Origin of the sequence: Selenomonas bovis DSM 23594 (assembly GCF_000381005.1) — a bacterium.
In the GTDB taxonomy this organism is placed as follows: Bacteria; Bacillota; Negativicutes; order Selenomonadales; family Selenomonadaceae; genus Selenomonas_C; species Selenomonas_C bovis.
Genome location: NZ_KB908379.1, coordinates 307,645 through 334,425 on the forward strand (window position 1 = coordinate 307,645; position 26,781 = coordinate 334,425).

The window sequence follows — 26,781 nt, forward strand, 5'->3', positions numbered from 1 at the left end:
CCTTTCCTCTTTCACAGGGAGCGGCTGTACCAAAGCGCCATGCCCCAGCCATGGTACTCGACCGAAGCCTCATCACGGCGCACGTAACGCTCGAGGGAGAACGTGAGTTGCTCCTCCGGCCGCGGCTGCCAAGTGAGTCGCGCGAGCAGGCCGAAGCGGCTCCAGCCGCCGTTCATGAGGTCAGCGCCAGCCTCCTCGCCGCGCGCAAGGAGGCGCCGCTCGATATCGCTGCTGCCCGCGCTCACATGCTGGTAGGATGCCACAGCCTGCCAATGGAGCTGCGGCGTCACCGTATGGCGCACGCCGATGCTCGCGAACTGCTCATAGACCTTGCCCGCGTCGTAGCCGTGCACCGCATTCGTGAAATCAAACGCGAGATAGTGGAAATACTCGTCGCGCGGCGCGATCTTCCGGTTGGAGAGCCAGCGCAGCCCCCACGTCTCGCCCTCGCGGTAGCGCGTAACGCCTGCAACCGGCACCTCCCTGCGCATGGCATTTTTCAGCCAATCATCGTATTCAAAGGTGCCCTGCCGTGCCTGCGACGTGCTGCTGTGACGCAGGCCGATGCGTGTCTGCCGCCGCTCACCGATATGTTGATAATATACATCCTCTGCAAGCTGCGTGCCGGGATGCACGGCGGCGGACGGCGACTCCCGCGCGTAATCGTAGGAAGCGCGCCACGCGCAGGAGAGCGTCGCATCGAGACTGTCGCGCTCCGTGAAATGATGCAGCCACTCGACGGCCGGGATGTACTCCCAGCCGGCGCCGAACGATGTCATGGCTGCGACGCCCTCGGGCAGAATTGCCGACTGATACACGCGGCTCTCGCCCGTCGGCACGTTCAGCGTGAAATGGTAGCGCACGCTGTCGCGCGGGTGGTCGCCATGCAGTGTGATGCCAAGCACCGTATCGGTAAAGCCGCTCACATGGCCGCCTGCATAGCCGGAGTCCGACGCGACGCGTCCCGCGGTCAATGAGAAATCGACCATGTGCCCGTCCTGCCGGCGGCTGGAGAAATAGGAAAGCGGCAAATAAAGCTGATGGCCCGCGCGCCTGCCGCGCCAGCTGTAATACTCAAAGCCAGCCTGAACCCCTTCGCCCTCGCCGAAATGGGCCAACTGCTCCGTCGCCTCCCTCTCCCAGACTTGCGCGCTCACGAGATCCGCTGCGGCCTCGCGCGCCCAATCCTCTGCTTCACGGACATCGTCTTCTGCCGCCGCTTCCTCCTTTTCCTGCTGCGCTGCCTCCGCGGCCGCCTGCGCTGCCTCCGCCTCTGCCTGCGCTGCCTCCTGCTGCGCGTCCGCCGCCTCCATCGCCGCGTCCTCTGCCGCGCTCATGAGATCATCAAGCTGCGCCTCCGCATCGCTGAGCACCGCCTCCGACGCGTCGAGCGACGCGGCGAGCGCATCGAGCCAGCCACGGTAAGAGCTCTCGACCTCCTCCATGCGGTCCGGCATCGCTGCGAGCGCCTCCTCCGCGAGACGCTGCGCCTCCTCAAGGCGCCGCTGCTCATAGCCGACCGCCTCACAGGCTGCGGCGACAGCCGCCTCCCGATCCCGCTGCGTCGCCGCCTGCGCTGCGGCGGCTGCCTCCTCGTACGCGCCCTCTGCACGCGCGCTCTCCTCAGCGGCAGCCGCCGCGTCCGACCGCAGTGCCTCCACCTCGGGCGCGTAGTCAGCCACCGCCTGCTGCGCTGACTGCGCCGCCTGCGCTTTCTCCGCGGCCACGGCCCGCGCTGCCGTAAGTGCCTGCTGCGCTTCCCTGAGCGCCTCGCGGCTCGCAGCGAGGTTTTGCCGCGCGTCTGCAAGCGCCTGCGCCGCCTCTCTCTTTCCGGCCTGCGCCGCCGCGAGATTTTCCTGCGCCGCCTGCACGCCCTTTTTCGCCTCGCGCAGGTTGCGCTGCGCCGCGTGATAATCAGCGAGCTGCGTACCCGCGTCACGCAATGCCTGCACCTCCCCGGTCATCTCATGCATCACCTCATGCGCAGCAGCCGCCGCGAGCGCCGCGCGCATCAGGCAGACGCCGGAGACGGAAAGGAGCAGCGCGCCGCGCCGCACCAAAGCGGCGCGTGCCTGCCGGATGCGGCAGGCGCGGCGGCGCGCCCGCGTGAGACGGTAGACGCCGTGCCCTTCCTCTGCGCGCACTTGCTGCGTACATACTTCCTGCGCGCGGCGCTGCCGCGCCCTCCGCCGCGTCATCCTCATGGCTCCCGCCCCCTCTCAAGATCGACATAGCGCGCGCCGTAGAGCCAACGCGTCAGCACGCCCTGCGGCGGCCGGTAAAAAACCGGCTGCGCACAATAAACATAATAATCGATGCGCCGTGCAAACTGCGACAGATACCGCCACCCCACCGCCAGTCCCAGCCCCGCGGCCAAGAAAAACGTAAATCCATAGCCAGCCGCCCCCAAGAACAGGAATCCCAGCACGCCGAAAACCGCATTGGCCGCGAGAAAGACCGCCGCTGTACGCAGGACGAACTTCTGGATATCGAAATACGTGAGCAGCACGATGAGCAGCTGCAAAATGCCCGTGAAAAACGCCGCGAAGAGCAGCACATCATAGAGGCTCACGAGATGGTAGTCTACCCCCGCCAGGGAGAGAATGTAACCGCCGAGCGCGAGAAAAACCAGTGTGAAGACGAACTGGAACTCGACGACCTGCCGCAGCTCGAACCAGAGCGTATAGACGAGCTCCCGCCGCGCGTCCTCGATCTCGCGCAGGTTTCCCCGCCGCGTGATCGCGTCGAAATACGCCGCGTATTTCTCATAGAACTGCGTCTCCGCTGCCACGACGAAGAGCACCATGAGCGGCAGGATCGAGAGGAACGCGAAAAACGTCACCGCGTCATATCCCGGCGCGCAGCGGTATGTCTCCGCCACCGTCACGCCCCACGGCCCCAGCCAGACGAGGAAATTCGGCAGAAAGATTCCCATCGTGTAGAAAACCGCTGAGAAGAAAAGCCGCCAATGGCGCTCGAAATACGGTAAGAACGCGAAATGCTGCCCGTCCCGAGGCAGGCCGAAGTACTGCGCGATATGCACGAAAAAGAGGCAGACGAGCAGGCCCATGCCGACATCCATCGAAATCAGCGCGGCGCGTACCGGCGCGGTCCATCCCGCCGCGAGCAGCCCCGCGCAGAGCGCGACGCTCAGTGAGACGCTCGCGGCAAAGCCCGTGAGCAGCCGCTGGAATTTCTTGATGGCCGTGAGATAGACGCTCTGCGTCCAGATGAGCAGGAGCTCGAGGAAAAAGACATACGTGAGCCCGGCCTCCACAAAGCCGAGCGGCGACGCGGCGAAAAACACCGCAGCCACCGCACTCCCGAGCAGCGTGAGCAGCGCGCCCATGCCGAAGAGCGACGCCGTCACATCCCGGTAATGCCCGACGGAGAGGCAGTCCGCGAGATAGCGCGTGAGCACCATCGTGAAGCCGCTCGAAAGGATCTGCGAGAATACGAACACATAGGCGACCGATGCCACAAAGAGTATGGCATCCTCCGCCGCCACGCCGTGCAGGAAAAAGAGCAACTGCACGGCGAGCACCATGCCTGTCATGAGCAGGAACGGCCCCGTCGTGACCACGGACGCGTATGCGTACGCCTTGACATGCCCCACCGCCGTGCGTGCGCGGAAAAGCTTCTTGAGCTCGAAGCCAACGCCTGCCATCAGCGCCTCACCTGCCCTTCCTCCTCATAGATGCGCCGATACGACGCGATGAAATGCTCATACGTATAACCGCGGCGGCAACGCTCATAGCCGACAGCCGCCATCTCTTTCCTCAGCTTGTAGTCGCGCGCGAGCCGCAGGATCTCCCGCGCCATCGCCTCGTAGTCCATCGGCGCGACGACCGCGCCCGCCGTGCCGAGCGTATCCATGCTGTCGCCGTAGATGAGCTCGCGGCAGCAGCCGACATCCGTCGTCACATACGGACGGTGCGCGGCGAAGCCCTCGAGCACCGAGAGCGGCTGCCCCTCGCTGATGCTCGAGAGCACGAGCACATCCATGCGCGGCAGATAGGCCGCGACATCGATCGAGCCTGTGAACGTGACGCCCTCGATGCCGAGCGTCTCTACCGTGCGGCGGCAGAGCGCGACATACTCCGGATCCTCCTCCATATTGCCCATCACATAGAGCTCCGTCTCCGGCAGCGCGCGGTGCACGAGGAAGAACGCGCGCAGGAGCGTCACGATGTCCTTGATGGGCACGACGCGCACGACCGCGCCGATGACGATCGGCCCCGCGTGCTCCGTGAGCTCCGGGACGGCTGCGAAGCGCTCCATGTGGATGCCGTTCGGCACGATGCCGATCTTTCGGGGATCGCAGCCGAGCTCCGCCTCGATCCTCGCGTTGTGCTCGAAGAGCGTATAGACATGGTCGGCCGACGCGTAGGCGAGCTGCGCGAGATGGTAGAAATAGCGGATCCAGATGGACTTGAAATCCCCCTTCGCCCAGTCGCTTTTGATGATTTCCGCCTCGCGCTCGCGCGAGTAAATGCCATGCTCCGTGATCATGAACGGTTTCCTGTAGAGCAGCGCCGCCATGCCGCCGAGCACGCCACAGTAGCCCGTCGCGACGCTGTGATAGACATCCGCCTCCGGCAACGGCTGGCTCAGCAGGAAAAAGAGGGGCAGCAGCATCGAGCGCAGCGTCCAGAAATAATCCGTAAAGGGCAGATAGCTGTACCGCTCGCGGTAGGCGCGCGCGATCACATCGAAAAAATCGCTCGTCATGAAAAGGTCGAGCGGGCTTTTCCAGTCCCTGCGCCGCAGGACGCGCGCGAGTCCCGGAAGCTCGAGCGGCGCCTCTCCCTGCACGAGCGCGCGCAGCGTCTCCCGCTCCTCCGCCGTCAGCGCGTGCGTGCGCATGCCGCTTGACGGCAGGTGCAGGATCTCATCGAGAAAGACCTCCTGGATGCCCTTGCAATTCTCCGGGAACCGATATTTATAGTTCCCGCGATCCTTCGCCTCCGCGCCGATGGAATAGATGAAGAACTCGTACTCCGGCAGCCCCTCCATGAGCATCTGCACCCACGAGGAAACGCCGCCGACCACATAGGGATAGGAACCCTCCGTCAAAAGACAGATCCTCATCACGCATCCTCCTCCGTCCGCCAGTAGAGCCGCGCCGCCTCGCCCGTCATGCGCACGAGATAGACGCTCTCCGCCACGGGTTCCGCCGTGCAGCCCTCCGCGTGGTCGAGCACGCGGGAGGAGCGCACGAGGAACCGCACCTCGCCCGCGTGGTTCCAGGCGTGGAGCTCCAGATACGCGGGCGTCCGCTTCACGCGGTAATCAAGCGCGAAATAATCATCGAAGTACGGCAGGCTCTCCGAGGCCGTCACCGGCGTGAGCCACGGACAGGCAGCGTCCACATCGCCGAGGAACGCCTCCATGCCCTGCTGCAGCTGCGCCCAGGTCTTGTCGCGGCTCTCCTCGTAGAACATCTCGTCCGGATGAACGAAGTGCGAGAACACGCCGAGCTCGTTGACGAGGCTGTACACCGCCCACTGCGTGGGGCCGTCGGGCGCATAGCCCGCCGATACACGCGGGATGGCGTAGGTGCCGTCCGGCTTGCGCGCATACTCCTGATAGTAGCTTTCCGGCGACAGCCCGTCGTAAAGCGACGCGAAGATCCGCACATCCGGGAATGCCTCGCGCACGGCCGCATACCCCTCAGGGCTCAAGATGTTCGAGGGCGGCACATACGTGCGGAACGCATAGCCCGGGTAGAGCTCGCTGACATAGCGGGCGAGCTCCTGCATCGCCGCCGTCATATCCGCCTGACTCTTCCAGGGCACATACTCGAGATCGCCCTGCCCGTAGCCCGCGGGCGCGAGTGACTGGTGATTGTAGCCGTGCAGGCCGAGCTCGCCGCCCATCTTGAGCAGCTCGCGCCCATAGACGATGACGTTGTCGCGTGCGGCGCGACCGCCGAGCGGTCGGAACGGCCCCTTGACCTGATCGTTGTACGTCTCGATGATGAGCCCCGTGTACTTGAGATCGAAGCGCCTGGCGTTCTCCTGCATCCACGGCCACCAGTTCTCACGGTAGAAGTCCGCCGTCGAGAGCCCCGTCTCCTCGTAGATCTTCGAGAAATCCCCCTCTGGCGTCGGTGCGGGGAAATCGTCGATGAAAAAGAGCTTCACGCCAACCACCGGGTAGACGGCATCCTCGCCGCAGTGCGCGAGCATCGCGGCGAGCACGCCGCGGTTCGTCTTGTCATCGCGCTCCGCGCCGTTGTAGGCGATGACCTCGCCCGCGCCGTACGTATGGTGCCAGAGCAGCGGCACGCCCGCCGCGCTCTCCATATCGACCACGGCGTCCGGCGCGAGCGTGACAGCGTTGGCCTGCGTCTCGTAGATGCCGTTGTCGAACGTCTTGCCCTGGACGCCGACGAGGAAGTTCGTAGGGAACCGCACGCCCAGCGTATCAGCTGCGCCGCTGATGGCGGTAAGCCCGAGCGCGCCGCGCGCCTCATCCGTGAGCGGCGCCGTATCGTCCGCCGCCTCCAGCCGCTGCGTGAAGAGCACCGTGCCGCCCGCCGACGCGTAGGAAAGCGCCGCCGAGAGAGAGGCCGCGACGCCGACGCGCCCCGTAGCGAAGATGACGCCGCGCGTCTCCTGCGGGATCTCGACCGCCTCGCGCAGCGGATGGCTCTCATAGTCCTTCTTCTGCTGCGCGAGCAGCCGTTCGACATTGTGGCGCGCGAACATGCTCGCGACATCCTCTGGATCGTAGAAGATGAGATAGCGGTCCCGCGCGATTGCGTCCGCCTCCGCCCAGGGCTGCTGCTTCGCCCGTTCGACGGCTGCGAAATTGCGCAGCGCCCCGAGATGCAGGAAGCCGTCCATGCGCAGATATTGGAAGAAACAGCCGAGCAGCAGCACCGCGAGGAAAATCAAATACACGCCTCGTTTATTCATCCTCCGGCCTCCTATCCCAGTAACGAATCGCTGCGAGCGCGTCGGCGGAGAGACGGCAGGGCAGCGTCTTGAGCGCCTGCACGACCGCCGCCATGCGCTCCGGCTGCCGCCGTGCGAGCGCGAGCCGCAGTTCGCATAGGTACGGCCCCTCCTCCCCCGGATGCTGCCGTGCATAGTCTCGGAGCACCGCCTCCGCCTGCCCGTACGCCCCGGACGCGAGCAACTGGCGCAGCGCCTGCTCGAAATAAAGCGTGCTCTCAGGATGCGCCTTAGCGAGCGCCGCGAGCGCCGAAAGCAGCGCCCCGCGCTTCTCGCGCCGCGACACCTCATCGCCGCTGCCGCTCGCGAGGAATGCCTCGAGCGTCGCCGCATAGCGGCGGAGCAGCGGCTCGTCATCCGCCCCCGCCGCCCGCAGCTGCTGCTCGAGCGCGTAGAGCTCCGCTGCGAGTTTCTCCGCGCGCGCCGTCATCAGCGACACGGCGTAGTAGGCAATCTCGCGGTCCTCATCGTGCACGGCCTGACGGAGCACGGCCTCGTTGTTCACGACCTCCTGCTTGATAGCGTCGGTAAAGAGCCTGCGCCGCAGGCGCGCATCCCCGAGCAGATACGTATCCTGGAGCGGCACGACATCCGCCTGATACGCGAGCGGCTCGAGGGAAATCATCGCCCGCTGCCGTCCCTCCTCATAGAGTGGCAGCGCTCCCGTATGGAGCAGGTGGCAGGTGATGTGCCAGACTACAAGGATCGCAAAGCCAAAAAACGGCAGCAGGAGCACCAGGAGCGTCTCCGCCGCTGCCTGCAGCCGCGGCAGGCGCTGGACTGCTGCGAGCGCATAGGCGGCCGTGAGCAGGAGATGAAAAGCCAGTCCTACCATCATAACGACTGCACCGCCTCTCCCTCGCCCGTCTCGATGCCCGCGCGCGCGAGCCGCTGCCGCACGAGCGCGAGCGTCTCCCCCGTGACATCCGGCAGCAGCAGATAGAGACCGCCCGCATGCTCACCGACAAAATCCTCTGCGCGAATCACGCGCGAGAGCACAGCATCGAGCGACGCCGCGTCCCGCGGCCCGCTCAGGATCGGCACGAGAGACGCCGGGTAGTCAGACGCGAGCTTCTCCCTGTGTCCGATCGCCGCGAGCACCTTGTCGAACTCCGCCGCGCGCAGGATGCGCGTCCCCGGCAGATATTTCCGCTCGGCGGCCTCCCGCTCCCAGGCGTAAGCGCGACCGAGCGAGGCGGCGATGAGGCGCGCCGTGACCGCGAGCAGATTCTGCTGCGCGAAGCTCCACTGGTCGAAATCCATACCGAAGAGCTCGATGACAGCGATTGTCCTGCCCTCATAGACCACAGGCGCCGCGAGATCCGGCACATCATCCGCAAGCGTGCGGTTGACATAGATCTTCTGTTCGCGCAGCAGCGTCGCGAGGAACGGCAGACTGTCGACGCGCAGCGAGCGCGGCTTGTCGGCCGTATGCGCGCCGAGACGGACCTTCTGCCGCAGATAGCGGCCATCCACCCCCACGATATAGACGATGACATCCTCCACCGCGAGAATCTCCGAGGTCACGAGCGCCGCCTGCGTGAATACATTCTCCTCATCCACGCTGTCGAGGCGGCGCACGATGCTGTAGAGACGGCCGATGCTGTCATCTGCGTTCACGATCTGCCGATAGAGCTTATCCTTGACGGCAACGCTCTCGTCAAAGAGGCGCTTCAGGAACCCATAACGTTCCGCCGCCCGCTGCTTCTGCCACCATGCCGCCTCACGCGCATGCGCCGCGCGGTCGGCGAAATAGCCCGTGAGCACACCGATGAAGAAATAGGAAATCATCAGGAGCAGCAGAGATGGCTCATAGAGCATCGCGACGAGATCCGCGCCGCGACGCAGTTCACCTGTAATCAGCACGAGCAGTGAAAGCACAACTGCCGACAGCGATTGACGCTTGCCGTAGAGCAGGCCCATCGCACTGATGTAGAGATAACTGAGCACGAAGGAAGGCCAGCGCTCCCCCGCGAAGACCGTGCCGGAGAGCGCGCCGACGAGCAGCGCCCCCGCCATATTTTCCAGCCAGGGAACGAGCGAGCGCAGACGCTCCTTGCGCCGCACACGGCGCGCCGCTGCCTGCTGACGCAGCCTCGCCTCCCGCCATGCCGCGAGCGCTTGCGCGCAGATCTCTCCGAGCTGCGCCGGAAACTGTGCGTGCGCCCGCCAGCCGAGCTCCCGCTCCGCCGCAGCGGCGGAAAGCTCCGGCAGCGCATAAGGCAGAACTTGCTCCTCTCCCGCCTGCAGACGTGTGAGGACCTCCGCCAGCGTCCGCTGCTCCGACTGCGGCAGAACCGCTCGCAGCGACGCGGCAAACATGGGGAACGTCACGCCCTGCGGCTCGGCAAATTCCATCACGTCACCCGCGAAATCTCGCTCCACGAGGCGCAGTAAACCGAACGCGGCATCCCGCGCGGAGAGAAAATACCGCGTGCCGCGCGTCTCGAGGCGCGGCAGCCGCTTCCTCTCACCGGAGAGCGCGGTGAGGCAGATCCCCAGCACGCCCTCCCCTAACGCGAGATGGTGTCCGTAGAGCTCCGGCAGGCGCACCACCGTCAGCTGTGCGCCCGCTGTCTGCTTCCAGCGCAGCGCATAGGCCTCGAGGCACGCGAGCAGACAGCCCTTCTCCGTCCGCGCCCCATCAGCAGATGACGCTTCTGCCTGCGGCTGCACTGCCTCCGCGCCGCTCAGCAAGAGCACCCGTCCCACCCGGGCCACTCTCGCGAGCGAAAGCAGCCGCGCGAGCGCCGCCACCGGCTCCTCCTGACCGAGCAAGCCGTAGACAAGCACATCGATATGATGGACAGCCAATACATCCCGCGCCGCCGCATCCATGACGCCGCAATCATACGAGACGACGCCTGCTGCGCCGCACGGCCCCAGGGAAGCGACCGTCCAGCGCTCCCTCTGGAACACCTGCGCCAGCGGCTGTGCCAAGATTCCCGGCACACCTGCGAGCAGCAGCCTCTTTCCTATTTTATTTCCCATAGTTCCTTCCCACAGTTTCTTTCCGCAAAGCGCCCCCCACGCCTCCGCAGTCACATCCGTCAGAAAACCGCAGATTTTGCCAGAAGAACCCTCGATCACTTACAAATAAAAAATTTCCATTGATAATAGATGATTATATCATATCTGCCTGTGGGGAACAATCCACCTCTCACGCCCCCGCCACGTGCTGCAGCCATACTCACCCCTCGCGCCAGAGGCGCACCATCTCGGCTGCCGCTGCCGCGGGATCTGCTGCGCCCGCGACGGCGCTCACGACGAAGAAGCCGTCGACCCCCGTCCGCCGCAGCGCCGCGAGGTCGCGCGCCTTGACGCCGCCGCCGACGACGACGGGCAGCGGGCTCCTCTCATGGAGCAGCCGCAGCTCCTCGCAGCCGTGCGTATAGACGCGCCCGTCGGCAGCGTGGCCCGCATCCGGCTTCGTCGCCGTGAGATGGAACGGCCCCGCACCGAAATAATCAATGTCCGCAGTATCGGCGCGCGCGACGTAGTCGACGAGCGTCGCCGTCGGCGCCGAGAGCCCGACGATCGCCTCCTCGCCGAGATATCTCCGACAGATGTCCGGCGGGATGTCCGTCTGTCCGACGTGGATGCCGTCGACCTTGATACCGCGCGCGCGCGCCGCGAGCACGACATCGAGACGGTCGTCGACGAGCAGCGGCACAGCATCCGCCCGGCCGAGCCGCGCGAGCACCGCCGCCGTCTCGCGGCAGAGCGCGATCATCTCCCGCGCCGTGGCCGTCTTCGAGCGCAGCTGCACGCAGGTGAAGCCCGCCGCCACAGCCTGTCCGACGATCTCCGGCACGGGCCGCCCGAATGTATTCTCCGGACCGACGACGAGATACGCCGATACATCCAGATGTTTCCTCATATCTTTTCTTTCCTTTCCTTTGCTTTCTCTTTGTCTACTTCTTCGCAAAAAGAAAAAATCCTGCCGGCCGCCGCCCTGGAAATGTCCGACCGGCCAGGCCCCGGATGATTTTTACCGGCAAACATGATATACTACGTTTGATATAGACCTTGCGGAAGCACGATGCCGCAAGCGTTTCCTGTCGTTTTCCGTTTTTTTGCAAAGGATGTGTCATATTTTGGGTAGTACCGAGGCCGGCTTGCTGCTGGTGTTGATTGTCGTCTTGCTCTTGCTCAACAGCTTCTTCTCGCTCATCGAGACCGCGCTCATGGAGAGCCACCGGAGCCGCCTCGAGCGGCTCGCCGACGAGGGCAGCGAGGACGCCGCCGCGGCGCTCGCGATCCTCGAGGAGCCGGAGGACGCGCTCTCCGTCGCGCAGATCGGCATCACGCTCATGGGCGTGCTGCTCGGCGCGGCGAGCGGGGCCTTGCTCGCGCCGCTCATGGGTGCGCTGCTCGCGCCTTTTCTGCCGCACGCGACGGTGCTCTCGCTCGCGCTCTCCATCGTGCTCATGACGTACATCATGCTGCTCTTCGGCGAGTTCCTGCCGAAGAAGACCGCCATGCAAAAGCCGGAGGAGGTCCTGCTGAACCACCACCGCGCGCTCCATCGCCTCACGCGCCTCTCGCGCCCGCTCATCACGCTCCTCTCGCGCTCGGCCAATCTCATCCTGCTCGTGCTCGGACTCAATCCGAAATTCGAGGACACGGTGACGGAGGACGAGGTCAAGGACCTCATCGAGCAGGGAACGGAGGACGGCACCTTCGAGAAATCGGAACAGGCCATGGTCGACCGCGTGTTCCACCTCAGCGACCAGACGGCCTACGCGCTCATGACGCCGCGCACGCAGATGCTCTGGCTCGACCTCGAGGACAGCCTGCGCCACAACCTGCGCGTGATCCGCACGCACGCACAGTCCATCTTCCCCGTCGGACGCGAGAACCTCGACGATTTCTGCGGCATCCTCTACGCCAAGGATCTCTTGAACGCCGCGCTCACGCACAAGTCGCTCGAGCTCTCTCAGTATCTGCGCAAGCCGATGTTCGTGCCGCGCTCGATGGAGCTCTTCCGCCTGCTCGAGAAATTCCACGAGACGGGCATCCACGAGGCGATGGTACTCGACGAGTACGGCGGCGTCATCGGCATGATCACGCTCGACGACATCATGAGTGAGGTGCTCGGCGACTCCGCGCACAGCGCGCCGAGCGAGCCGCTCGCCATCACGCCGCGCGACGACCACTCGTGGTACGTCGACGGCCTCTACTCCATCGACGATTTCAAGGAGCGCTTCGACATCGACAAGCTGCCCGATGAGGATCACGACCACTATCAGACGATGGGAGGCTTCCTCACCTCGTATTTCGGCTACATCCCGAAGGTCGCGGAAAAGGCGGAGTGGAACGGCTTCACGTTCGAGGTCGTCGACATGGACCGCGCGCGCATCGACAAGATCCTTGTCACGAAAAACGAAAAGGACGAAGATCCCGCTGCAGACGATAAACCGCAGGATTGATCCCGCGCCGCGCTGGCGGCGCATCTACACGGAAAGGATTTGCCCATGACAGAAGAAACCATGCTCGCCGCGCGGGAAAACGAGGAGGAAGCCGCCGCGCCGGACTGCCGCGAGATGCACGGCGTCGCCCGCATCGACAAGGGCGCCGACTCGCGGCGCACGCTCTTCCTCGAAGGATTCCACGACGGCATCCCCATCGCACTCGGCTATTTCGTCGTCTCGTTCACGCTCGGCATCGCGGCGAAGGCAGCGGGACTCTCCCCCTTTCAGGGATTCCTCGCGAGCTTCTTCAACAACGCCTCGGCCGGCGAGTACGCCGCGTTTACCCTCATCGCCGCTAAGGCTTCCTATCTCGAGCTCGCCGTCATGACACTCGTCGCCAACGCGCGCTACATGCTCATGAGCTGCGTCGTAAGTCAGAAATTTGCGCCCGGCACGCCGCTCTATCACCGGCTGCTCGTCGGCTTCGACATCACCGATGAGATTTTCGGCATCACGATCGCGCGCCCCGGCCGCCTCGCGCCCTTCTACAACTACGGCGCGATGTCCGTCGCGCTGCCCGGCTGGGCCGTCGGTACAGCGCTCGGCGTCATCGCGGGGAACCTCCTCTCGCTGCGCCTCGTGAGCGCGCTCTCCGTCGCGCTCTTCGGCATGTTCCTCTGGGTCATCATCCCCGCGGCGCGCGCGAGCCGCGTCGTCTGCGGCCTCGTCGCCGCGAGCTTCCTGCTGAGCTTCGCCGCGGGCTCCCTGCCGCTGCTCTCCGAGCTCTCCTCCGGCACGCGCACGATCCTCCTGACCGTCGCCATCGCCGCCTGCGGCGCCTATTTCTTCCCCGTCCGCGAGGCGGCGGAGACAGCCGCCAGCGAACCGTCCGCTCCGGTCAGCCAGCCGCCAGAAGCAGAGTACACAGACACCACAGACACCGCAGACAGCTTGCCAACAGACGCATCGTCGATAGCAGCGCAGGCACCGACAAAGCACGAGGAGGCGAACGACTGATGGACTCCATGTATCTCTATCTGCTCGTCATGAGCGCCGTGACCATTGCCATCCGCCTCGTGCCGCTCACCCTCATCCGCGGGGAGATCAAAAACACCTTCCTGCGCTCCTTCCTCTACTACGTCCCCTACGTGACGCTCGCCGTCATGACCTTCCCCGCCATCCTCTCCGCCACGCAGACGCCGACAGCAGGCGCGCTCGCCTTCCTCGCAGGCATCGCACTCGCCTGGTACGGCGCGAGCCTCTTCAAAGTCTCCGCCGCCTGCTGCCTCATCGTCTTCGGCGTCGAGCTGCTGCTCTGCTGAAGCACGCATCGGCTGCTTAAGGAAGCACTGATTAAATGAAGTGCTCCGGATTTACGTGGATGCGCTGTATCTCTCTAGGAGACAAAACGCAGGCGTAGCCGAAGCTACGCTGAGGTTTGTCGACGACGAGAGGACAGCACAGACGCGTGACGACGGAGTGCTGAATGAATCAATGCTTCTTTAATACGACACGCCACCTAGCGAAAACGCACCGGGAAACATTCCTGAGATGTTTCCCGGTGCGTTTTATTCCCTGTCTTGCGCCTTGCCCTTCGGCAGCAGCATCACAAGATCGCCGACCTTATTTTTCTCAGCCCTTTACGACGATGTTCACGAGCTTCTTCGGCACGCAGATGACCTTGACGATGGTCTTGCCCGCCGTGAGCTCCTGCACGCGCGCGTTCTCCTTCGCCGCCTGCTCCATCGCCGCGCGGTCCGCGCCGGCGGGGAGCATAATGCGGCCGCGCACCTTGCCGTTGATCTGCAGGACGATCTCGACCTCGTCGACCTTGAGCGCTTCCTCGTCATAGGATGGCCATTTCTGCTGATGGACGCTGCCCGCGGCGAAGAGGCGGCTCCAGAGTTCCTCCGCGATGTGCGGCGCGAACGGCGCGAGCATGAGCAGGAGGTCGCGCGCCGTCTCGCGCGCGAGCCCCGCGTTCAGCTCCTTGTCCTGGAACGTGTAGATGGCGTTGACGAGCTCCATGATGGAGGAGACAGCCGTATTGAACATGAACCGGTCGCGGATGTCCTCCGTGACCTTCTTGATGGTCGTATGGAGCACGCGGCGCAGGTCTTTCTCCTCCTTCGTGAGCGCGCTCACGTCATAGGCATCCTCGCCCGCCTTGACCGCCTGCTCGAAGTGCAGCAGGATGCGCCAGACGCGGCCGAGGAAGCGATACGCGCCCTCGACGCCCTGGTCGCTCCATTCAAGATCGCGGTCGACGGGCGCCGCGAAGAGGATGAAGAGGCGCGCGGTATCGGCGCCGTATTTCGCGATGATCTCCTCCGGCGAGACGACATTGCCCTTCGACTTCGACATCTTCGAGCCGTCCTTGAGGACCATGCCCTGCGTGAGCAGATTCGTGAACGGCTCATCGAAATCGACGAGCCCCGCGTCGTGCAGCACCTTCGTGAAGAAGCGCGAGTACAGCAGATGCAGGATGGCGTGCTCGATACCGCCGATGTACTGGTCGACCGGCGCCCAGTAATTCACCTTGTCCTTCGCGAACGGCGCCTTGTCGTTCTTCGGATCTGTGTAGCGCAGATAGTACCACGACGAGCAGATGAACGTGTCCATCGTGTCCGTCTCGCGCGTCGCGTCCGCGCCGCATTTCGGACACTTGCAATGCACGAAGCGCTCGCTCGAGGCGAGCGGCGAAAGGCTGCCCTGCTCGAACGACACATCCTCCGGCAGCAGCACCGGCAGATCCTCCTCCGGCACGAGCACCTCGCCGCAGTGCGGGCAGTTGATGACAGGAATCGGCGCGCCCCAGTAGCGCTGGCGCGAGATGAGCCAGTCGCGCAGGCGGAAGTTCACGCGGCGCTTGCCGAAGCCCTCCTTCTCCGCCTTGTCCATGATGCCCTGCATCGCCGCCTTGATGTCGAGGCCGCTGAACTCCGCAGAGTTGACGAGGACGCCGTTCTTGTCCGTGTACGCCTCCGTCATCTCCTCGAGCTTCAGCTCATGGTCGCGCGGCTGCAGCGTGATGATCTTCGGGATCTCATACTTCGTCGCGAACATCCAGTCGCGCGAATCCTCCGACGGCACGCCGATGACCGCGCCCGTGCCGTAGTCGGCGAGCACGTAGTTCGTGATCCAGATCTGCACTTCCTTGCCGTTGAAGGGGTTCACGCAGGTGATCCCCGTGTTGATGCCCTCTTTCTCCGACTCGCTCGACGTGCGCTCCATCTCGCTCGTGTTGCGCACGCGCTTCACGAAGGCGCGGATCTCCTCCGCCTTGCCGCTCTTCTCGCAGATGGCGTCGACGAGCTGATGCTCCGCCGCGAGCGCGAGGAACGTGATGCCGTAGACCGTATCCGGGCGCGTCGTATAGGCGGCGATCTTCGTCCCGAGCGCCGGGCAGTCGAGCGAGAATTCGAGTCCCTCGCTGCGGCCGATCCAGTTCTCCTGCATCGTCTTGACGCGCTCCGGCCAGCCCTTGAGCTTATCGAGATCCTTCAGCAGCACGTCGGCGTAGTCCGTGATTTTCAGGAACCACTGCGAGAGATCCTTTTTCTCCACGGGCGAGTCGCAGCGCCAGCACTTGCCGTCGATGACCTGCTCGTTCGCGAGCACCGTGCCGCAGGTATCACACCAGTTGACCGACGCCTTTTTCTTGTACGCGAGGCCGCGTTTGTAGAAAAGCTCGAAGAGCCACTGCGTCCACTTGTAGTACGAAGGATCGCAGGTCTTGACCTCGCGCTCCCAATCGTAGGAAAGCCCCATCTCCTTCTGCTGGCGCTCCATGTTCTCGATGTTGCTGTACGTCCAGTCCGCGGGCTTCACGCCGTGCTTGATGGCCGCGTTCTCCGCCGGCATGCCGAACGAGTCGAAGCCCATCGGATGCAGCACGTTGTAGCCCTCCATCGTCTTGTAGCGCGCCATGACATCGCCGATGGAGTAGTTGCGCACATGGCCCATGTGGAGATTGCCCGAGGGATACGGGAACATCTCGAGCGCGTAATACTTCGGACGCGCGGGATCAGCCTCCGTCTTGTAGACCTGCTGCTCCTCCCATTTCTTCTGCCATTTCTTTTCGATTTCCTGCGGATTGTAGCGTTCCATTGATGTTCCTCCCAAAGGGGCCACACACATCGCGGCCCCGAAATAAAAACGCCCCCGGACGCCATACGGCATCCAGGGACGAAAACTCGCGGTACCACCCTGCTTGACAGACAGCCAGACGCCATCTGTCCTCTCATGCGCTAACGCTGCACGCGTCGGCGAGTTTCCCCGCCGCTCCTCCCCAGTGAGTTCAGCACTACGGGCATCGGCTCGCACCAGCCGCCGACTCTCTTGCCGCCTTTCGTTGCCTACTGCTCTGGTTCTTAGGATTTACGGATTTACATACCTGCTATTATATCGTCACAGCGCTTTGTCGTCAACCTCTAAGTAAGAAACATCCATCCCTGAGAGCTCTCCTTTCGACGCGTTATCTCGATATCGCCGAAAGGCACGCACAGAGACTTGCACTGCTCAATCACTCCCTTCTAGCTTCATGATACGTTGACGGGAATCCTGCCGGCAAGGAAATTCACCTCTGCCGCGCCTTCTGCTCCTCCCATTTCCGCTTCGCGTCGGCGTAGCTCTCGCATTCGAGCGTGAAGCCCTTGCCCGTGACCTCGGAGGTATCGGAGACGATCATGAAGGCCTGTGGGTCATGGTGGTGGACGATGGTCTTGACGCGGCCGACCTGGGTGAGGCTGACGACGGCGAAGAGGATGCCGCGCGGTTCCTTGGTGAGGCCACCGCGGCCATCGAGGTAGGTGACGCCGCGGTGGACGTTCTCCATGATGTCCGTGCAGATTTTCTCCGCCTCACCGGAGATGATGACGATGGATTTCTCTCGGTTGAGACCGGCGGCGACGCGGTTCGTGAGCTCGGCGATGACGTAGATGGAGATGAACGTAAAGAGCATCTCCTCGAGCGTGCAGACGAATGCCGAGCCGGCGACGATGAGGAAGTTCAGCACGAAGACGACGGTGCCCATGTCGATGGCGTAGTATTTCTTCACGACGGCGCCGACGACATCGAGGCCGCCCGTGTTGGCGTTGACGCGGAACACCATGCCGAAGCCGATGCCCGTGAGCACGCCGCCGAAGACGGAGTTGAGGACGATATTCGCGCAGACGTTCCAGTCCACGACGAAATGCGTGAGGTCGAGGAGGATGGAGAGCACGACGGTACCGAAGATGGTATCGAACGCATAGTGGCGGCCAAACATACGGTAAGCGAGGTAGAGGATTGGCAGGTTGTAGACGAAGTTCTGCGCGCCGACGGGCAGGCCCGTGAGATAGTAGATGACGATGGCAATGCCGCTGATGCCACCCGTGAGGAGATGCGCGGGAATCAGGAACAGATTATAGCCGAGGCTCGTCAGGAGCGCGCCGAGGACGATCTGCGCGTAGCGCACGATATGGCGCGCGACAGGGCTCGTATGAACAAGGGAAAACAAAGGAACCACCACTTTCTCACGAAACAGGGGACGCCGCCCTCGAGGACCGCTGAATGAATCAGTGAATCAGTGATTCATTGATTCAAAGCACCTGGAAGAAATCGCGCGCGGCTGTATCTTCTACGACCTCCACGCGCCAGGAGCGCTCGGCGAAGAGCGTGCGCAGGCGTGCGGCGAGCGCGGCGACGACGGGGAACTCCGTGCCGAAATGGCCGGCATCGATGAGGTGAATGCCGAGCTCCGCCGCATGCTGCGCGTCGTGGTAGCGCACGTCGCCCGTGAGGTAGGCGTCCGCCCCGAGCACAGCCGCACGGCCGATGAACTCCGCGCCACTGCCGGAGACGAGCGCGACCTTGCGCACGGGGCGCGGCCCCGCGTCAACGAAGCGCACATGTGCCACTGGCAGCGCTGCGCGCACGCGCGCGGCAAAGTCCTCGATACGCATGGGAGCTTCGAGCGTGCCCACGCGGCCGAGGCTCTGCGTGTGACCGTCTGCCGCCTGCGCCGTAATGACGAAGGCGGAAAGGTGCGAGAGGCCAACCGCGCGCGCGAGTACATCGTTCACACCGCCCTCCGCGATGTCGAGGTTCGTATGCGCGGCAAAGGCTGCGATGCCGTGCGCGAGAAGACTGGCGATGCGCCTGCCGAGCGGCTCTGCCGTATTGAGCGCCTTGAGCGGGCGGAAAATCAGCGGATGATGGGAGATGATGAGCTGCGCGCCGCAGGCGGCGGCCTGCGCGACGGCCGCGTCGCTCACATCCAGGCAGACGAAGACGCGCTCGACGCGCGCCGCCGGGCTGCCGACGAGCAGTCCCGGGTTGTCCCAGTCCTCCGCGAGATGACGCGGGGCGATCTCCTCCATGACGTCCATGATATCCTGACATGTCACCATACGAGCTTTTCCTCCAATTCCTTAATTCTCTGACTGACCGCTTGGTATTTCACGCTCTTTTTCGCGCGCTCGCTCTTCTCCATACCCGCAGCCGCGCGCCGCGCGAGGAAGAGCTGGCTCTCGATGTGCTGGCGCAGATACTCGTCCCTGCGCGTGAGCAGCACCGGGCCGATGGCGAGCGTCACATCGTCCGGCATCTTGCGGTGGCCTCGCGCCGCGCGGATGACGGTATAGAGACGGTCATCCGCGACGACGAGCGTCTCATCCGCGACATGCCATGCATGTGCGTAGAGATAACGCCGCAGTTCTTCCTCACCCGTCATCGGCTGCAGTACGAGTGCAGTGAGCGACTTCCATACCTCAGGCGCGGCCGCGAGAATCTCCGTCATGAGCACGCCGCCCATGCCTGCAATGCAGACGGTGTCCACCTCACCGGGCTGCAGCACGGTGAGCCCGTCCCCCTGCCGCACCTCGATGCGGTCCTCAAGTCCCTCTGCGCGTACGGTTCGCCGCGCCGCCTCGCACGGTCCGACGGGAAGATCGCTCGCGATCACGAAGGGCGCTCGTCCCTCCTCGACAAGCGCAACCGCAAGATAGCCGTGATCCGTACCGATATCCGCCACGCGGCTGCCCTGCGGCACGAATGCCGCCACCGCTGCGAGCCTCGCATCCAGCTTCATCAAGATTCCCCCTCTGCTTTATTTTCTCTGAAACACTAACACGGAATGAATCAATGTTTCCTTTATTCTATCACAAACGATATAGCGCAAGCTACCTGCACAAACACCGATGGCGCAGCCAGCAGAATCCCACCATCCGAGCAAAAGAAAACAGCCGCTAAGCCTGCGGCTGTCTGCTCTGTCACATATTCCTGCGTCTCGCTGCCCCCCGGCTTCACCAGCGTGCGGACCAGCGGCGTACCTCATTTCCTGCGGCCGCCCATCTTGGAGCGATGCGCGACGTTCGTCTTCTGCCGCCCCTGCCGCGCGCTCTCTCGGCGACTGCGCAGGTTGTGCCCCTTGTGCTTCGCGCCCTTGCGGTTCGCGTATTTGCTCAGAGGCTTGCGCTTCGGCTGCTTCTCACAGCGTTCTTCTGCGAGCTGCGCCTTGATCTTTTCCTGCTTTGCTACATGGCGGCGGTGCCGCTCGGCATGGGCTTTGGCAATGCGCGCCTTGATGCCCGCCTCGATGCGGCGGAGCTGGTCGTACTGCCGCGCGTTCACGAACGTGATGGCCATCCCCTTTTCCCCCGCGCGCCCCGTACGGCCAATGCGGTGGATATAGGCCTCCGTGTCCCGCGGGAGATCGTAGTTGATGACGTGCGTGACGCCCTCGATGTCGAGACCGCGCGCCGCGATATCCGTCGCGACGAGGATCTGCAGCTTCGCCGTGCGGAATCTCTTGAGCACGAGCGCGCGCTGCACCTGTGTGAGGTCGCCGTGCAGCTCGTCGACGAGGTAGCCGCGCGCCGCAAGCGCCATCGTGACCTGATGGACACGCGCCCGCGTATGGCAGAAGACCATCGCGAGGTACGGCTGCGTGCGGTTGATGACGTCGCAGAGAGTATCGAGCTTCGTCTCCTCATGCGTGTCGATGATCTCCTGCTCGATGTTCTCGAGCGTCACATGCTCGCCCTTGATGATGATCTCCTCGGGCGCTTTCATATAGGCGCGCGCGAGTCCCCGGACACGCTCCGGCATCGTCGCGGAAAAGAGCAGGAACTGCCGGTCGGCTGCCACAGCCTGGAGCAGGCGCTCGACATCCTCGATGAAGCCGAGCTTCATCATCTCATCCGCCTCATCGAGCACGACCTTGTTGACATGCGAGATTGCGAGCGTCCCGCGCCGCAGGTGGTCGAGCAAGCGTCCCGGCGTTCCGATGATGAGCTGCGGATGGCGCCGCAGGCGCAGCTTCTGGCGCTCGATGTCCTGTCCGCCGTAGAGGACGAGGCTCGTCACGCCCGCTGCGCCGCAGACGACGGACGCCACCTTGTCGATCTGCTGCGCGAGCTCCCGCGTCGGCGCGAGGACGAGTGCCTGCGCCGTCTCCGCCTGCGGCTTGATGCGCTCTACGAGCGGCAGCAGGTACGCGAGCGTCTTGCCCGTGCCCGTCTGCGCCTGCACGATGGCGTCGCGCCCCGCGCGCAAGACAGGGATGGCGCGCTCCTGCACCGGCGTCGCCTCGCGGATGCCACGCTGGCGCAGCACCTCGACCACGGAGGGAGAAAGTCCGAATTCTGCAAAAGATGTCACGATGAAAGTACCTCCGCGCCCGTCTCCGTGATGAGGATCGTATTCTCCCACTGTGCGGAGAGCTTGCCGTCGCGCGTGCGCACGGTCCAGCCGTCGCTCGTATCCGTCCGCACTTTCGAGCTTCCCTCATTGATCATCGGCTCGATCGTGAGCGTCATGCCGGGCACGAGCAACATGCCCGTCCCCGGCTCGCCCACATGCGGCACGAACGGCTCGGAGTGGAACTCCTTGCCGACGCCGTGCCCGCCGAGATCCGTCACGACCGAATAGCCGTTCGCATGGGCGTGATCGCCGCAGGCCGCGCTCACGTCGCCGAGGAAATGCCACGGCTTCGCCGCGGCGATGCCGCGCTCCATGCACTCGCGCGTCACGCGCACGAGGCGCTCGGCCGCGGGGCTCACCTCGCCGATCATATACATGCGCGAAGCATCGGCGTAATAACCGTTGTAGAGCGTCGTCATGTCGATATTGACGATGTCCCCCTCCTTGAGGATGGTCTTCTTCGACGGGATGCCGTGGCAGACCACATCATTGATGGAGATGCAGACGCTCTTGGGATAGCCCTCGAAATTGAGATCTGCAGGGCGCGCGCCGCGCTCCGTGAGAAAATCATACACCGCGGCGTCGAGCGACGCCGTATCGATGCCCGGGCGCACCATTTCCGCCATGAGGTCGAGCGCCGCGTCGTTGATGACGCCGGCCGCGCGGATGCCCGCGATATCTGCCTCATTGTTGATGATCTTATGGGGCGGACGGCACTGCCCCTTGAAGAAATCAAACTTAATCTCGTTGATGCGTTCGTCATATTCCATGTGGCATTTCTTATACTTCTTGCCGCTGCCACACCAGCATAAATCGTTGCGGTTCATTCTCGAAAAAAACTCCTTTAGCAAACCCATAAAAAAACAGCTCCGGCTTCATTTTCTGGCACAGACCTACCTCCTTATTATATGCCGGATTTCTTGACAGGTAAAGGACAATGTAATATATTAGGTCGTATGACAAGACAAGCCAGCGGCGGCATCCCGGTGTATTTTCCCGCCGCCTTGAAAAGGATGTGTTCCTGTTGCAGAAAAAATGGAAGGCGCTCCTCGCGTTGGGCGCGCTCCTCGTCGTCCTGCTGCTGCTCGGCATCGCCGCCTTGTTCCAGCAGGCAAAGGGCGGTGTCCCCGTCCTCAACTATCACCAGATCAACGACACCGAGCATAACTCCCTGACGGTCAATACCAAGCAGTTCGAGGCGCAGATGAAGTATCTCGCTGAGGAAGGCTATACGACCATCACGCCCGCGGAGATGGTAGATGCCTGGGAGGGCAAGGGCACGCTTCCAGAGAAGCCCGTCATCATCACCTTCGACGACGGCTATCTCGATAACTACAACCACGCGTACCCCATCCTCGAGAAATACCATCTCAAGGCGACGATCTTCCTCATCTCCGATTACGTCAGCACATATCCGAACTACCTGACCTGGGCCAATGTCGCAGAAATGCGGGAAAGCGGCCTCATCGATTTCGAGAGCCACACGCTCTCACACGAGGAGCTGACCAAGGCTCCCTCGCTCGAGGAGGCGCAGCACCAGCTCGCAGGCTCGAAAAAAGCGCTCGAGTGGAACCTCGGCAAAGAGGTGCGCTTCATCGCCTACCCCTGTGGGGAATACGACGAGGACATCGAGGAACTCACGAAGGCGGCCGGCTATCGCGCGGCGTTCACCGTCCACTACGGCCTCGCCGCACCGGGGGAGGATCCCTTCATCCTCGACCGCGTGCCGATCTTCGGCAGCAACAGCCACACGCTCGCGCGATTCAAGCTCCGCCTGCGGCTCGCGCCGCTGCTGGCACCGCTCAACGACTGCAAGACCAGCCTCGGCAAACAGCATCCCTGGCTCGCTCATTTCATCATGGTGCCCTGACCGGTGCTCGCCAGACACACTAGCTTGGTCATATCATCTGACGTCTGTCCGCAAAAGGCGGCGCCTGAGGTTTCCTGTGAAACCTCAGGCGCCGCCTTTTTCACGCATCGCTTCGCTTGACCAAAATGTCTCGCCGCTCGTCATGCAACAACGCGAATCCCTATCTCAAGCGTCCTCACGGCGCTCGCGGATGACGACCTTCTCCAGGCCATCCGTCGCGTTGAGCTGCACGCTCACGAGCTCGTGCGAGGAGGTCGGCACATTCTTGCCCACATAGTCCGCACGGATGGGCAATTCCCTGTGGCCGCGGTCGATGAGCACTGCGAGCTGTATGCTCTTCGGCCGTCCCATGTCGATGAGCGCATCGAGCGCGGCGCGGATCGTGCGCCCCGTATAGAGCACATCGTCGACGAGCACGACATGCTTGCCCGTGATATCGACGGGCAGCTCTGTGGGATGGACGATAGGCTGATAGGAAAGCGTAGAGAGATCGTCGCGGTAAAGCGTGATATCGAGGATGCCGACCGGCGGACGCTTGCCCTCGATGCTCTCGATGCTCTTCGCGATGCGCTCGGCAATCGGCACACCGCGCGTGCGAATACCGACGAGCACGATGTCCTCCATGCCCTTGTTCTTCTCGAGAATCTCATGAGAAATGCGCGTGAGCGCGCGCCGGATGCCGCTGGCATCCATGAGAACGGTTTTGTCAATAAGCACTGGCATACGATTCACTCCCTCTGTAACGACTGTTCTGCGAAAACGCTGATAGAACTGCCCTCCTATCGCTCCTATCCTCTGCTGCGGCGCGCGCGCAAGGCCGCGAGGATGCGCGCCATATCCTCAGGCAGCGGTGCCATAAAATGCATCGGCTGACGCGTCACCGGATGCGTGAGGTCGAGCGTCAGCGAATGGAGCGCCTGCCCCGCGATGGCGAAAGGCGAGGATCTGCGGCCGTACTTCGGATCGCCGACGAGCGGATGGCCGATGCTCGTGAGGTGCACGCGGATCTGATGCGTGCGGCCCGTCTCGAGGCGGCACTCGACGAGCGTGTAGTCACCGAAGCGCTCCAGCACGCGAAAATGCGTGACGGCAGGCTTGCCGCCCGGGACGATGGCCATGCACTTGCGGTCCTTCGCGCTCCTGCCGATGGCACCCTTGATCGTGCCGGACTCCTCCCGGATGTTGCCGTGCACGATGGCCCAATAGACGCGGCGCGCCGCCTTCGTGCGGATCTGCTCGGCGAGGTCTATGTGCGCGCGGTCATTCTTGGCCGCCACCATGACGCCCGACGTGTCCTTGTCGAGGCGATGCACGATGCCCGGGCGGATGGCGCCGTTGATGCCGGAGAGATCCTTGCAATGCGCGAGCAGCGCGTTGACGAGCGTCCCATGCGTGACGCCCGCCGCCGGATGCACGACCATGCCGCGCGCCTTATTGATGACGATGATGTCCACGTCCTCATAGAGGATTGCGAGCGGCAGCGGCTCTGCAGCGATCTCCGTCGCCTCGGGTGCCGGCAGCGTGAGCGTGACTTCCTCGCCACCGCGGCTCTTGTAATTCGCCTTGCGCGGCTTGCCGTCCACAAGGACAGCGCCCGCCTCGATGAGCTTCTGCAGATGCGAGCGCGACAGCTCCGTCAGACGCGCCGCGAGGAACTTGTCGAGGCGTTCACCTGCCGTCTCCATCTGATATACTTCCTGTTCAGCCATGCTGCCGCCTCCTCTCCGCGTCCGCGTCAAAACGAGCGGGGAACAGGATGACCAGCATCATGCCGATGACACCGCCGACGATGGCGATATCCGCGAGGTTGAACACCGGCCAGATGCGGAAATCGAGGAAATCGACGACGAGCCCGCTCGCGATGCGGTCAATCAGGTTACCCGCCGCCCCTGCGAGCAGCGACGCGACGCTGAAGCGGAGCCAGCGGCCCTCGCGCCGCAGGCGGGGATAGAAATAAACCGCGAGGCAGAAGAGCAGCACGCCCGCCGCAATGAAGAAGGCCCGCTGGTTGGCGAAAATCCCGAAGGCCGCCCCGGGGTTGAGCACATACGTGATATGGAAGACATGAGGTATCACCGACAGCGACTCCCCCGGCAGGAAAGACGAACGGATATACACCTTTACCGCCTGATCGCAGAAGAGGATGACAATGAAAAAAACAACAGCCATCAATCATCAATCCTCAGCAGACGCCTGCTCCAATTGTGCGTCCTCTGCCTTTGACATCTCCTGCGCTGGCGTCTCCGCAGCATCCTTTGCCCGCTCCGCCGCTTCCTGCGCACTCTTGTCGGCAGCAACAGGATCCGGCACCTCCTGCATCGTCTGATCGATGATGGCGAGCTCCTGCGCCAGCGACGTCCGTACTTTCGTCAGATAGGCATTCTTCTCACGCACAAGGCGGTCGTACTCCGCTACGATGAGCCGCACCCGCTCCCTTGCCTCGCTGACGAGGCGGCGTGCCTCATCCTCCGCGCGGTGACGCGTCTCACGGCAGTCGATATCCGTCTGGCGGCGCAGGTTCTGGCACTCACGCGCTGTCGTCTCCTTGAGCGACTGCGCACTTTCCTTCGCGCTCTTCGTTACCTCCTCTGCCGTCCTCTGCGCCATGACAAGCGTATCCTTGATGGTCTGTTCGCGATCTACATAGTCAGCATTCGCCTGATGACTTCGCTCGAGATCCTTCTTGAGCTGATCATTCTCCCTGTAGAGGCGTTCATAGTCATTGACGACCTGATCGAGGAACTCGTCGATCTCATCCTCATTATACCCGCGGAAGCTCCGCTTGAATTCCTTGTTGTGAATGTCCATTGGTGTAAGCAAAATGAAAATCCCCTTTACCTTGTGGCGCTTGCGAGACGACAAAAACCGAAAAAGAACGACGCATGCCCTCTTTATGGAACCACTGATTAATTCAGCACTCCGCCTTCACGCGTCTGCACTGTCCTCTCGCCCTCTACCATCCTCAGCGTAGCTTCGGCTACGCCTGCGGTTTGTCTCCGAAGAGTACAGCGCATCCACGAAAATCCGGAGCACTTCATTTAATCAGCGGTTCCTTATAGATACCGCTTGAGGACGACGCTCGTCCGCCCCTTCTTCGTCTGGCCGCGCACCTCTTCGACCTCGAGGCGCCCTCTGCCGCGCATCGAGAGAACATCCCCCTCCTTGACGAGCTGCGAGGCGCTCCGGACGCTCTGCCAGTTGAGCTTGAGCTTCTCCGCCTTGATATCGGCGGCTGCACGGCTCCGCGAGAAGCCGAACCCCGCCGCCGCGATGGAATCCACGCGCAGCGAAGCCACAGTCGCGCGAATCTCCTTCGCGCGCTCCTCCTTCGGCGTGATGGCGGAAAGGTCGTCCTCGCTGCACTGCACACCTGCCGCGCCAATCTGCGTGAGATGCTCGATGAGGAACGGCGCGATCTTCGCGTCGCAGAGCAGGCGCGCGCTTTCCTGCGTCGCGAGGATATCGCCCAGCTTGCCGCGCTCGATGCCCAGCCCCATGAGCGCCCCGAGTACATCGCGGTGGCCGAGCCGCACGAACTGGCCGTTCCACTGCGCGCGCACGACAGCAATCTCGAAGCCAGGTGTCCCGCCGAACGTCTTGTCCTTGAATACGGCGCGGCAGCGCTCCGCGCCCGGGTAACCCCCGTCAAAATCGACGGCCAATCCAGGATAATTCGCCGCGATGGTCTCCGCAATCTCCTGCCCGAACGGGTCGAGGAAATCCGTCAGACGGAACTTCTGGCTCCTCAGCGCCTGCTCCGCGAGATCGACGAGGCGTTCTGCTGTCTCGGCACCCTCCGTGCCGCGGTAATAACGAATGATTTTATCTCTTTGTCCTGATGCCATGGTAT

At 63.4% G+C, this 26,781-nt stretch carries 22 protein-coding genes and 1 other annotated feature; of the genes, 4 read left to right on the top strand and 18 right to left on the bottom strand.

Going from position 1 to position 26,781, the window contains the following annotated elements:
• Positions 1 to 11 precede the first annotated feature (11 nt).
• The 7 genes from F599_RS16145 to F599_RS0101535 all read right to left on the bottom strand — a co-directional run bounded on the left by F599_RS16145 (position 12) and on the right by F599_RS0101535 (position 10,842).
• Complete coding sequence (locus tag F599_RS16145; RefSeq protein WP_019541767.1) at positions 12 to 2,204, bottom strand: hypothetical protein; 2,193 nt, start codon at positions 2,202 to 2,204, stop codon at positions 12 to 14.
• A complete protein-coding gene (pelG, locus tag F599_RS0101510; protein WP_019541768.1) occupies positions 2,201 to 3,667 on the bottom strand; it encodes an exopolysaccharide Pel transporter PelG in 1,467 nt (488 codons plus the stop codon). The genes F599_RS16145 and pelG overlap by 4 nt, the downstream gene beginning before the upstream one ends.
• Complete coding sequence (gene pelF / locus F599_RS0101515) at positions 3,667 to 5,091, bottom strand: GT4 family glycosyltransferase PelF (protein ID WP_019541769.1); 1,425 nt, start codon at positions 5,089 to 5,091, stop codon at positions 3,667 to 3,669. The genes pelG and pelF overlap by 1 nt, the downstream gene beginning before the upstream one ends.
• Positions 5,091 to 6,923: a DUF2194 domain-containing protein gene (locus F599_RS0101520; RefSeq protein ID WP_026327733.1), complete on the bottom strand. Its 1,833-nt coding sequence runs from the start codon at positions 6,921 to 6,923 to the stop codon at positions 5,091 to 5,093. The genes pelF and F599_RS0101520 overlap by 1 nt, the downstream gene beginning before the upstream one ends.
• Entirely contained in the window at positions 6,916 to 7,800 is an 885-nt protein-coding gene (locus F599_RS0101525; protein ID WP_019541771.1) for a hypothetical protein, read from the bottom strand. Before F599_RS0101525 ends, F599_RS0101520 begins: the two co-directional genes overlap by 8 nt.
• A complete protein-coding gene (locus F599_RS0101530; protein WP_020700441.1) occupies positions 7,797 to 9,953 on the bottom strand; it encodes a hypothetical protein in 2,157 nt (718 codons plus the stop codon). Before F599_RS0101530 ends, F599_RS0101525 begins: the two co-directional genes overlap by 4 nt.
• A gap of 199 nt (positions 9,954 to 10,152) precedes the next feature.
• Positions 10,153 to 10,842, bottom strand: a complete 690-nt coding sequence (locus F599_RS0101535; protein ID WP_019541773.1) for a thiamine phosphate synthase — start codon at positions 10,840 to 10,842, stop codon at positions 10,153 to 10,155.
• A gap of 217 nt (positions 10,843 to 11,059) precedes the next feature.
• On the opposite strand from F599_RS0101535, the gene F599_RS0101540 reads away from it, so the two are divergent.
• Genes F599_RS0101540 through F599_RS0101550 form a run of 3 tightly spaced genes read left to right on the top strand, consistent with a single transcriptional unit; the run spans position 11,060 to position 13,698 of the window.
• Positions 11,060 to 12,394, top strand: coding sequence for a hemolysin family protein (locus F599_RS0101540; RefSeq protein ID WP_026327735.1), 1,335 nt, complete (start codon positions 11,060 to 11,062; stop codon positions 12,392 to 12,394).
• Between the two features lie 45 nt (positions 12,395 to 12,439).
• Complete coding sequence (locus tag F599_RS13360; protein WP_019541775.1) at positions 12,440 to 13,393, top strand: AzlC family ABC transporter permease; 954 nt, start codon at positions 12,440 to 12,442, stop codon at positions 13,391 to 13,393.
• A complete protein-coding gene (locus F599_RS0101550) occupies positions 13,393 to 13,698 on the top strand; it encodes an AzlD domain-containing protein (protein ID WP_019541776.1) in 306 nt (101 codons plus the stop codon). The genes F599_RS13360 and F599_RS0101550 overlap by 1 nt, the downstream gene beginning before the upstream one ends.
• 310 nt (positions 13,699 to 14,008) lie before the next feature.
• On the opposite strand, the gene leuS is transcribed toward F599_RS0101550, so the two are convergent.
• From leuS to map, 6 genes are all read right to left on the bottom strand, one after another.
• On the bottom strand, positions 14,009 to 16,486 hold the full coding sequence (gene leuS, locus F599_RS0101560; RefSeq protein ID WP_019541778.1) for a leucine--tRNA ligase: 2,478 nt from the start codon (positions 16,484 to 16,486) through the stop codon (positions 14,009 to 14,011).
• A 71-nt stretch (positions 16,487 to 16,557) separates the two neighbouring features.
• Positions 16,558 to 16,760 (bottom strand) — a binding site (T-box leader).
• A 195-nt stretch (positions 16,761 to 16,955) separates the two neighbouring features.
• A complete protein-coding gene (locus tag F599_RS0101565) occupies positions 16,956 to 17,876 on the bottom strand; it encodes a YitT family protein (RefSeq protein WP_019541779.1) in 921 nt (306 codons plus the stop codon).
• An 82-nt stretch (positions 17,877 to 17,958) separates the two neighbouring features.
• Positions 17,959 to 18,768, bottom strand: a complete 810-nt coding sequence (locus tag F599_RS0101570) for a Nif3-like dinuclear metal center hexameric protein (protein WP_019541780.1) — start codon at positions 18,766 to 18,768, stop codon at positions 17,959 to 17,961.
• On the bottom strand, positions 18,762 to 19,448 hold the full coding sequence (locus F599_RS0101575) for a tRNA (adenine(22)-N(1))-methyltransferase (protein ID WP_019541781.1): 687 nt from the start codon (positions 19,446 to 19,448) through the stop codon (positions 18,762 to 18,764). Before F599_RS0101575 ends, F599_RS0101570 begins: the two co-directional genes overlap by 7 nt.
• Before the next feature lie 242 nt (positions 19,449 to 19,690).
• A complete protein-coding gene (locus F599_RS0101580; RefSeq protein ID WP_019541782.1) occupies positions 19,691 to 21,019 on the bottom strand; it encodes a DEAD/DEAH box helicase in 1,329 nt (442 codons plus the stop codon).
• Positions 21,016 to 21,888, bottom strand: coding sequence for a type I methionyl aminopeptidase (gene map / locus F599_RS0101585; protein WP_019541783.1), 873 nt, complete (start codon positions 21,886 to 21,888; stop codon positions 21,016 to 21,018). The genes F599_RS0101580 and map overlap by 4 nt, the downstream gene beginning before the upstream one ends.
• Before the next feature lie 197 nt (positions 21,889 to 22,085).
• Between map and F599_RS0101590 the strand changes: the two genes are divergently transcribed.
• On the top strand, positions 22,086 to 22,931 hold the full coding sequence (locus tag F599_RS0101590; protein WP_019541784.1) for a polysaccharide deacetylase family protein: 846 nt from the start codon (positions 22,086 to 22,088) through the stop codon (positions 22,929 to 22,931).
• A gap of 165 nt (positions 22,932 to 23,096) precedes the next feature.
• On the opposite strand, the gene pyrR is transcribed toward F599_RS0101590, so the two are convergent.
• The 5 genes from pyrR to F599_RS0101615 form a co-directional block, all read right to left on the bottom strand.
• Positions 23,097 to 23,654: a bifunctional pyr operon transcriptional regulator/uracil phosphoribosyltransferase PyrR gene (gene pyrR / locus F599_RS0101595; protein WP_019541785.1), complete on the bottom strand. Its 558-nt coding sequence runs from the start codon at positions 23,652 to 23,654 to the stop codon at positions 23,097 to 23,099.
• Between the two features lie 65 nt (positions 23,655 to 23,719).
• Complete coding sequence (locus F599_RS0101600; RefSeq protein ID WP_019541786.1) at positions 23,720 to 24,640, bottom strand: RluA family pseudouridine synthase; 921 nt, start codon at positions 24,638 to 24,640, stop codon at positions 23,720 to 23,722.
• Positions 24,633 to 25,100 (bottom strand): signal peptidase II, encoded by a 468-nt coding sequence (lspA, locus tag F599_RS0101605; protein ID WP_019541787.1) that lies wholly within the window; start codon positions 25,098 to 25,100, stop codon positions 24,633 to 24,635. The genes F599_RS0101600 and lspA overlap by 8 nt, the downstream gene beginning before the upstream one ends.
• A 6-nt stretch (positions 25,101 to 25,106) precedes the next feature.
• Positions 25,107 to 25,751, bottom strand: coding sequence for a DivIVA domain-containing protein (locus F599_RS0101610; RefSeq protein ID WP_033368885.1), 645 nt, complete (start codon positions 25,749 to 25,751; stop codon positions 25,107 to 25,109).
• Positions 25,752 to 25,984: 233 nt separating this feature from the next.
• Entirely contained in the window at positions 25,985 to 26,776 is a 792-nt protein-coding gene (locus F599_RS0101615; protein ID WP_019541789.1) for a YlmH family RNA-binding protein, read from the bottom strand.
• Positions 26,777 to 26,781 lie beyond the last annotated feature (5 nt).

Excerpts from the sequence above, each read along its gene's own strand:
- F599_RS0101550 (WP_019541776.1), top strand. The coding sequence starts at position 13,393 with ATGGACTCCATGTATCTCTATCTGCTCGTCATGAGCGCCGTGACCATT.
- F599_RS16145 (WP_019541767.1), bottom strand. The coding sequence starts at position 2,204 with ATGAGGATGACGCGGCGGAGGGCGCGGCAGCGCCGCGCGCAGGAAGTA.
- pyrR (WP_019541785.1), bottom strand. The coding sequence starts at position 23,654 with ATGCCAGTGCTTATTGACAAAACCGTTCTCATGGATGCCAGCGGCATC.
- F599_RS0101525 (WP_019541771.1), bottom strand. The coding sequence starts at position 7,800 with ATGATGGTAGGACTGGCTTTTCATCTCCTGCTCACGGCCGCCTATGCG.
- pelF (WP_019541769.1), bottom strand. The coding sequence starts at position 5,091 with ATGAGGATCTGTCTTTTGACGGAGGGTTCCTATCCCTATGTGGTCGGC.
- F599_RS0101520 (WP_026327733.1), bottom strand. The coding sequence starts at position 6,923 with ATGAATAAACGAGGCGTGTATTTGATTTTCCTCGCGGTGCTGCTGCTC.
- pelG (WP_019541768.1), bottom strand. The coding sequence starts at position 3,667 with ATGGCAGGCGTTGGCTTCGAGCTCAAGAAGCTTTTCCGCGCACGCACG.
- F599_RS0101530 (WP_020700441.1), bottom strand. The coding sequence starts at position 9,953 with ATGGGAAATAAAATAGGAAAGAGGCTGCTGCTCGCAGGTGTGCCGGGA.
- map (WP_019541783.1), bottom strand. The coding sequence starts at position 21,888 with ATGAACCGCAACGATTTATGCTGGTGTGGCAGCGGCAAGAAGTATAAG.
- F599_RS0101535 (WP_019541773.1), bottom strand. The coding sequence starts at position 10,842 with ATGAGGAAACATCTGGATGTATCGGCGTATCTCGTCGTCGGTCCGGAG.
- F599_RS0101570 (WP_019541780.1), bottom strand. The coding sequence starts at position 18,768 with ATGGTGACATGTCAGGATATCATGGACGTCATGGAGGAGATCGCCCCG.
- F599_RS0101615 (WP_019541789.1), bottom strand. The coding sequence starts at position 26,776 with ATGGCATCAGGACAAAGAGATAAAATCATTCGTTATTACCGCGGCACG.
- leuS (WP_019541778.1), bottom strand. The coding sequence starts at position 16,486 with ATGGAACGCTACAATCCGCAGGAAATCGAAAAGAAATGGCAGAAGAAA.
- F599_RS0101575 (WP_019541781.1), bottom strand. The coding sequence starts at position 19,448 with ATGAAGCTGGATGCGAGGCTCGCAGCGGTGGCGGCATTCGTGCCGCAG.
- lspA (WP_019541787.1), bottom strand. The coding sequence starts at position 25,100 with ATGGCTGTTGTTTTTTTCATTGTCATCCTCTTCTGCGATCAGGCGGTA.
- F599_RS13360 (WP_019541775.1), top strand. The coding sequence starts at position 12,440 with ATGACAGAAGAAACCATGCTCGCCGCGCGGGAAAACGAGGAGGAAGCC.
- F599_RS0101600 (WP_019541786.1), bottom strand. The coding sequence starts at position 24,640 with ATGGCTGAACAGGAAGTATATCAGATGGAGACGGCAGGTGAACGCCTC.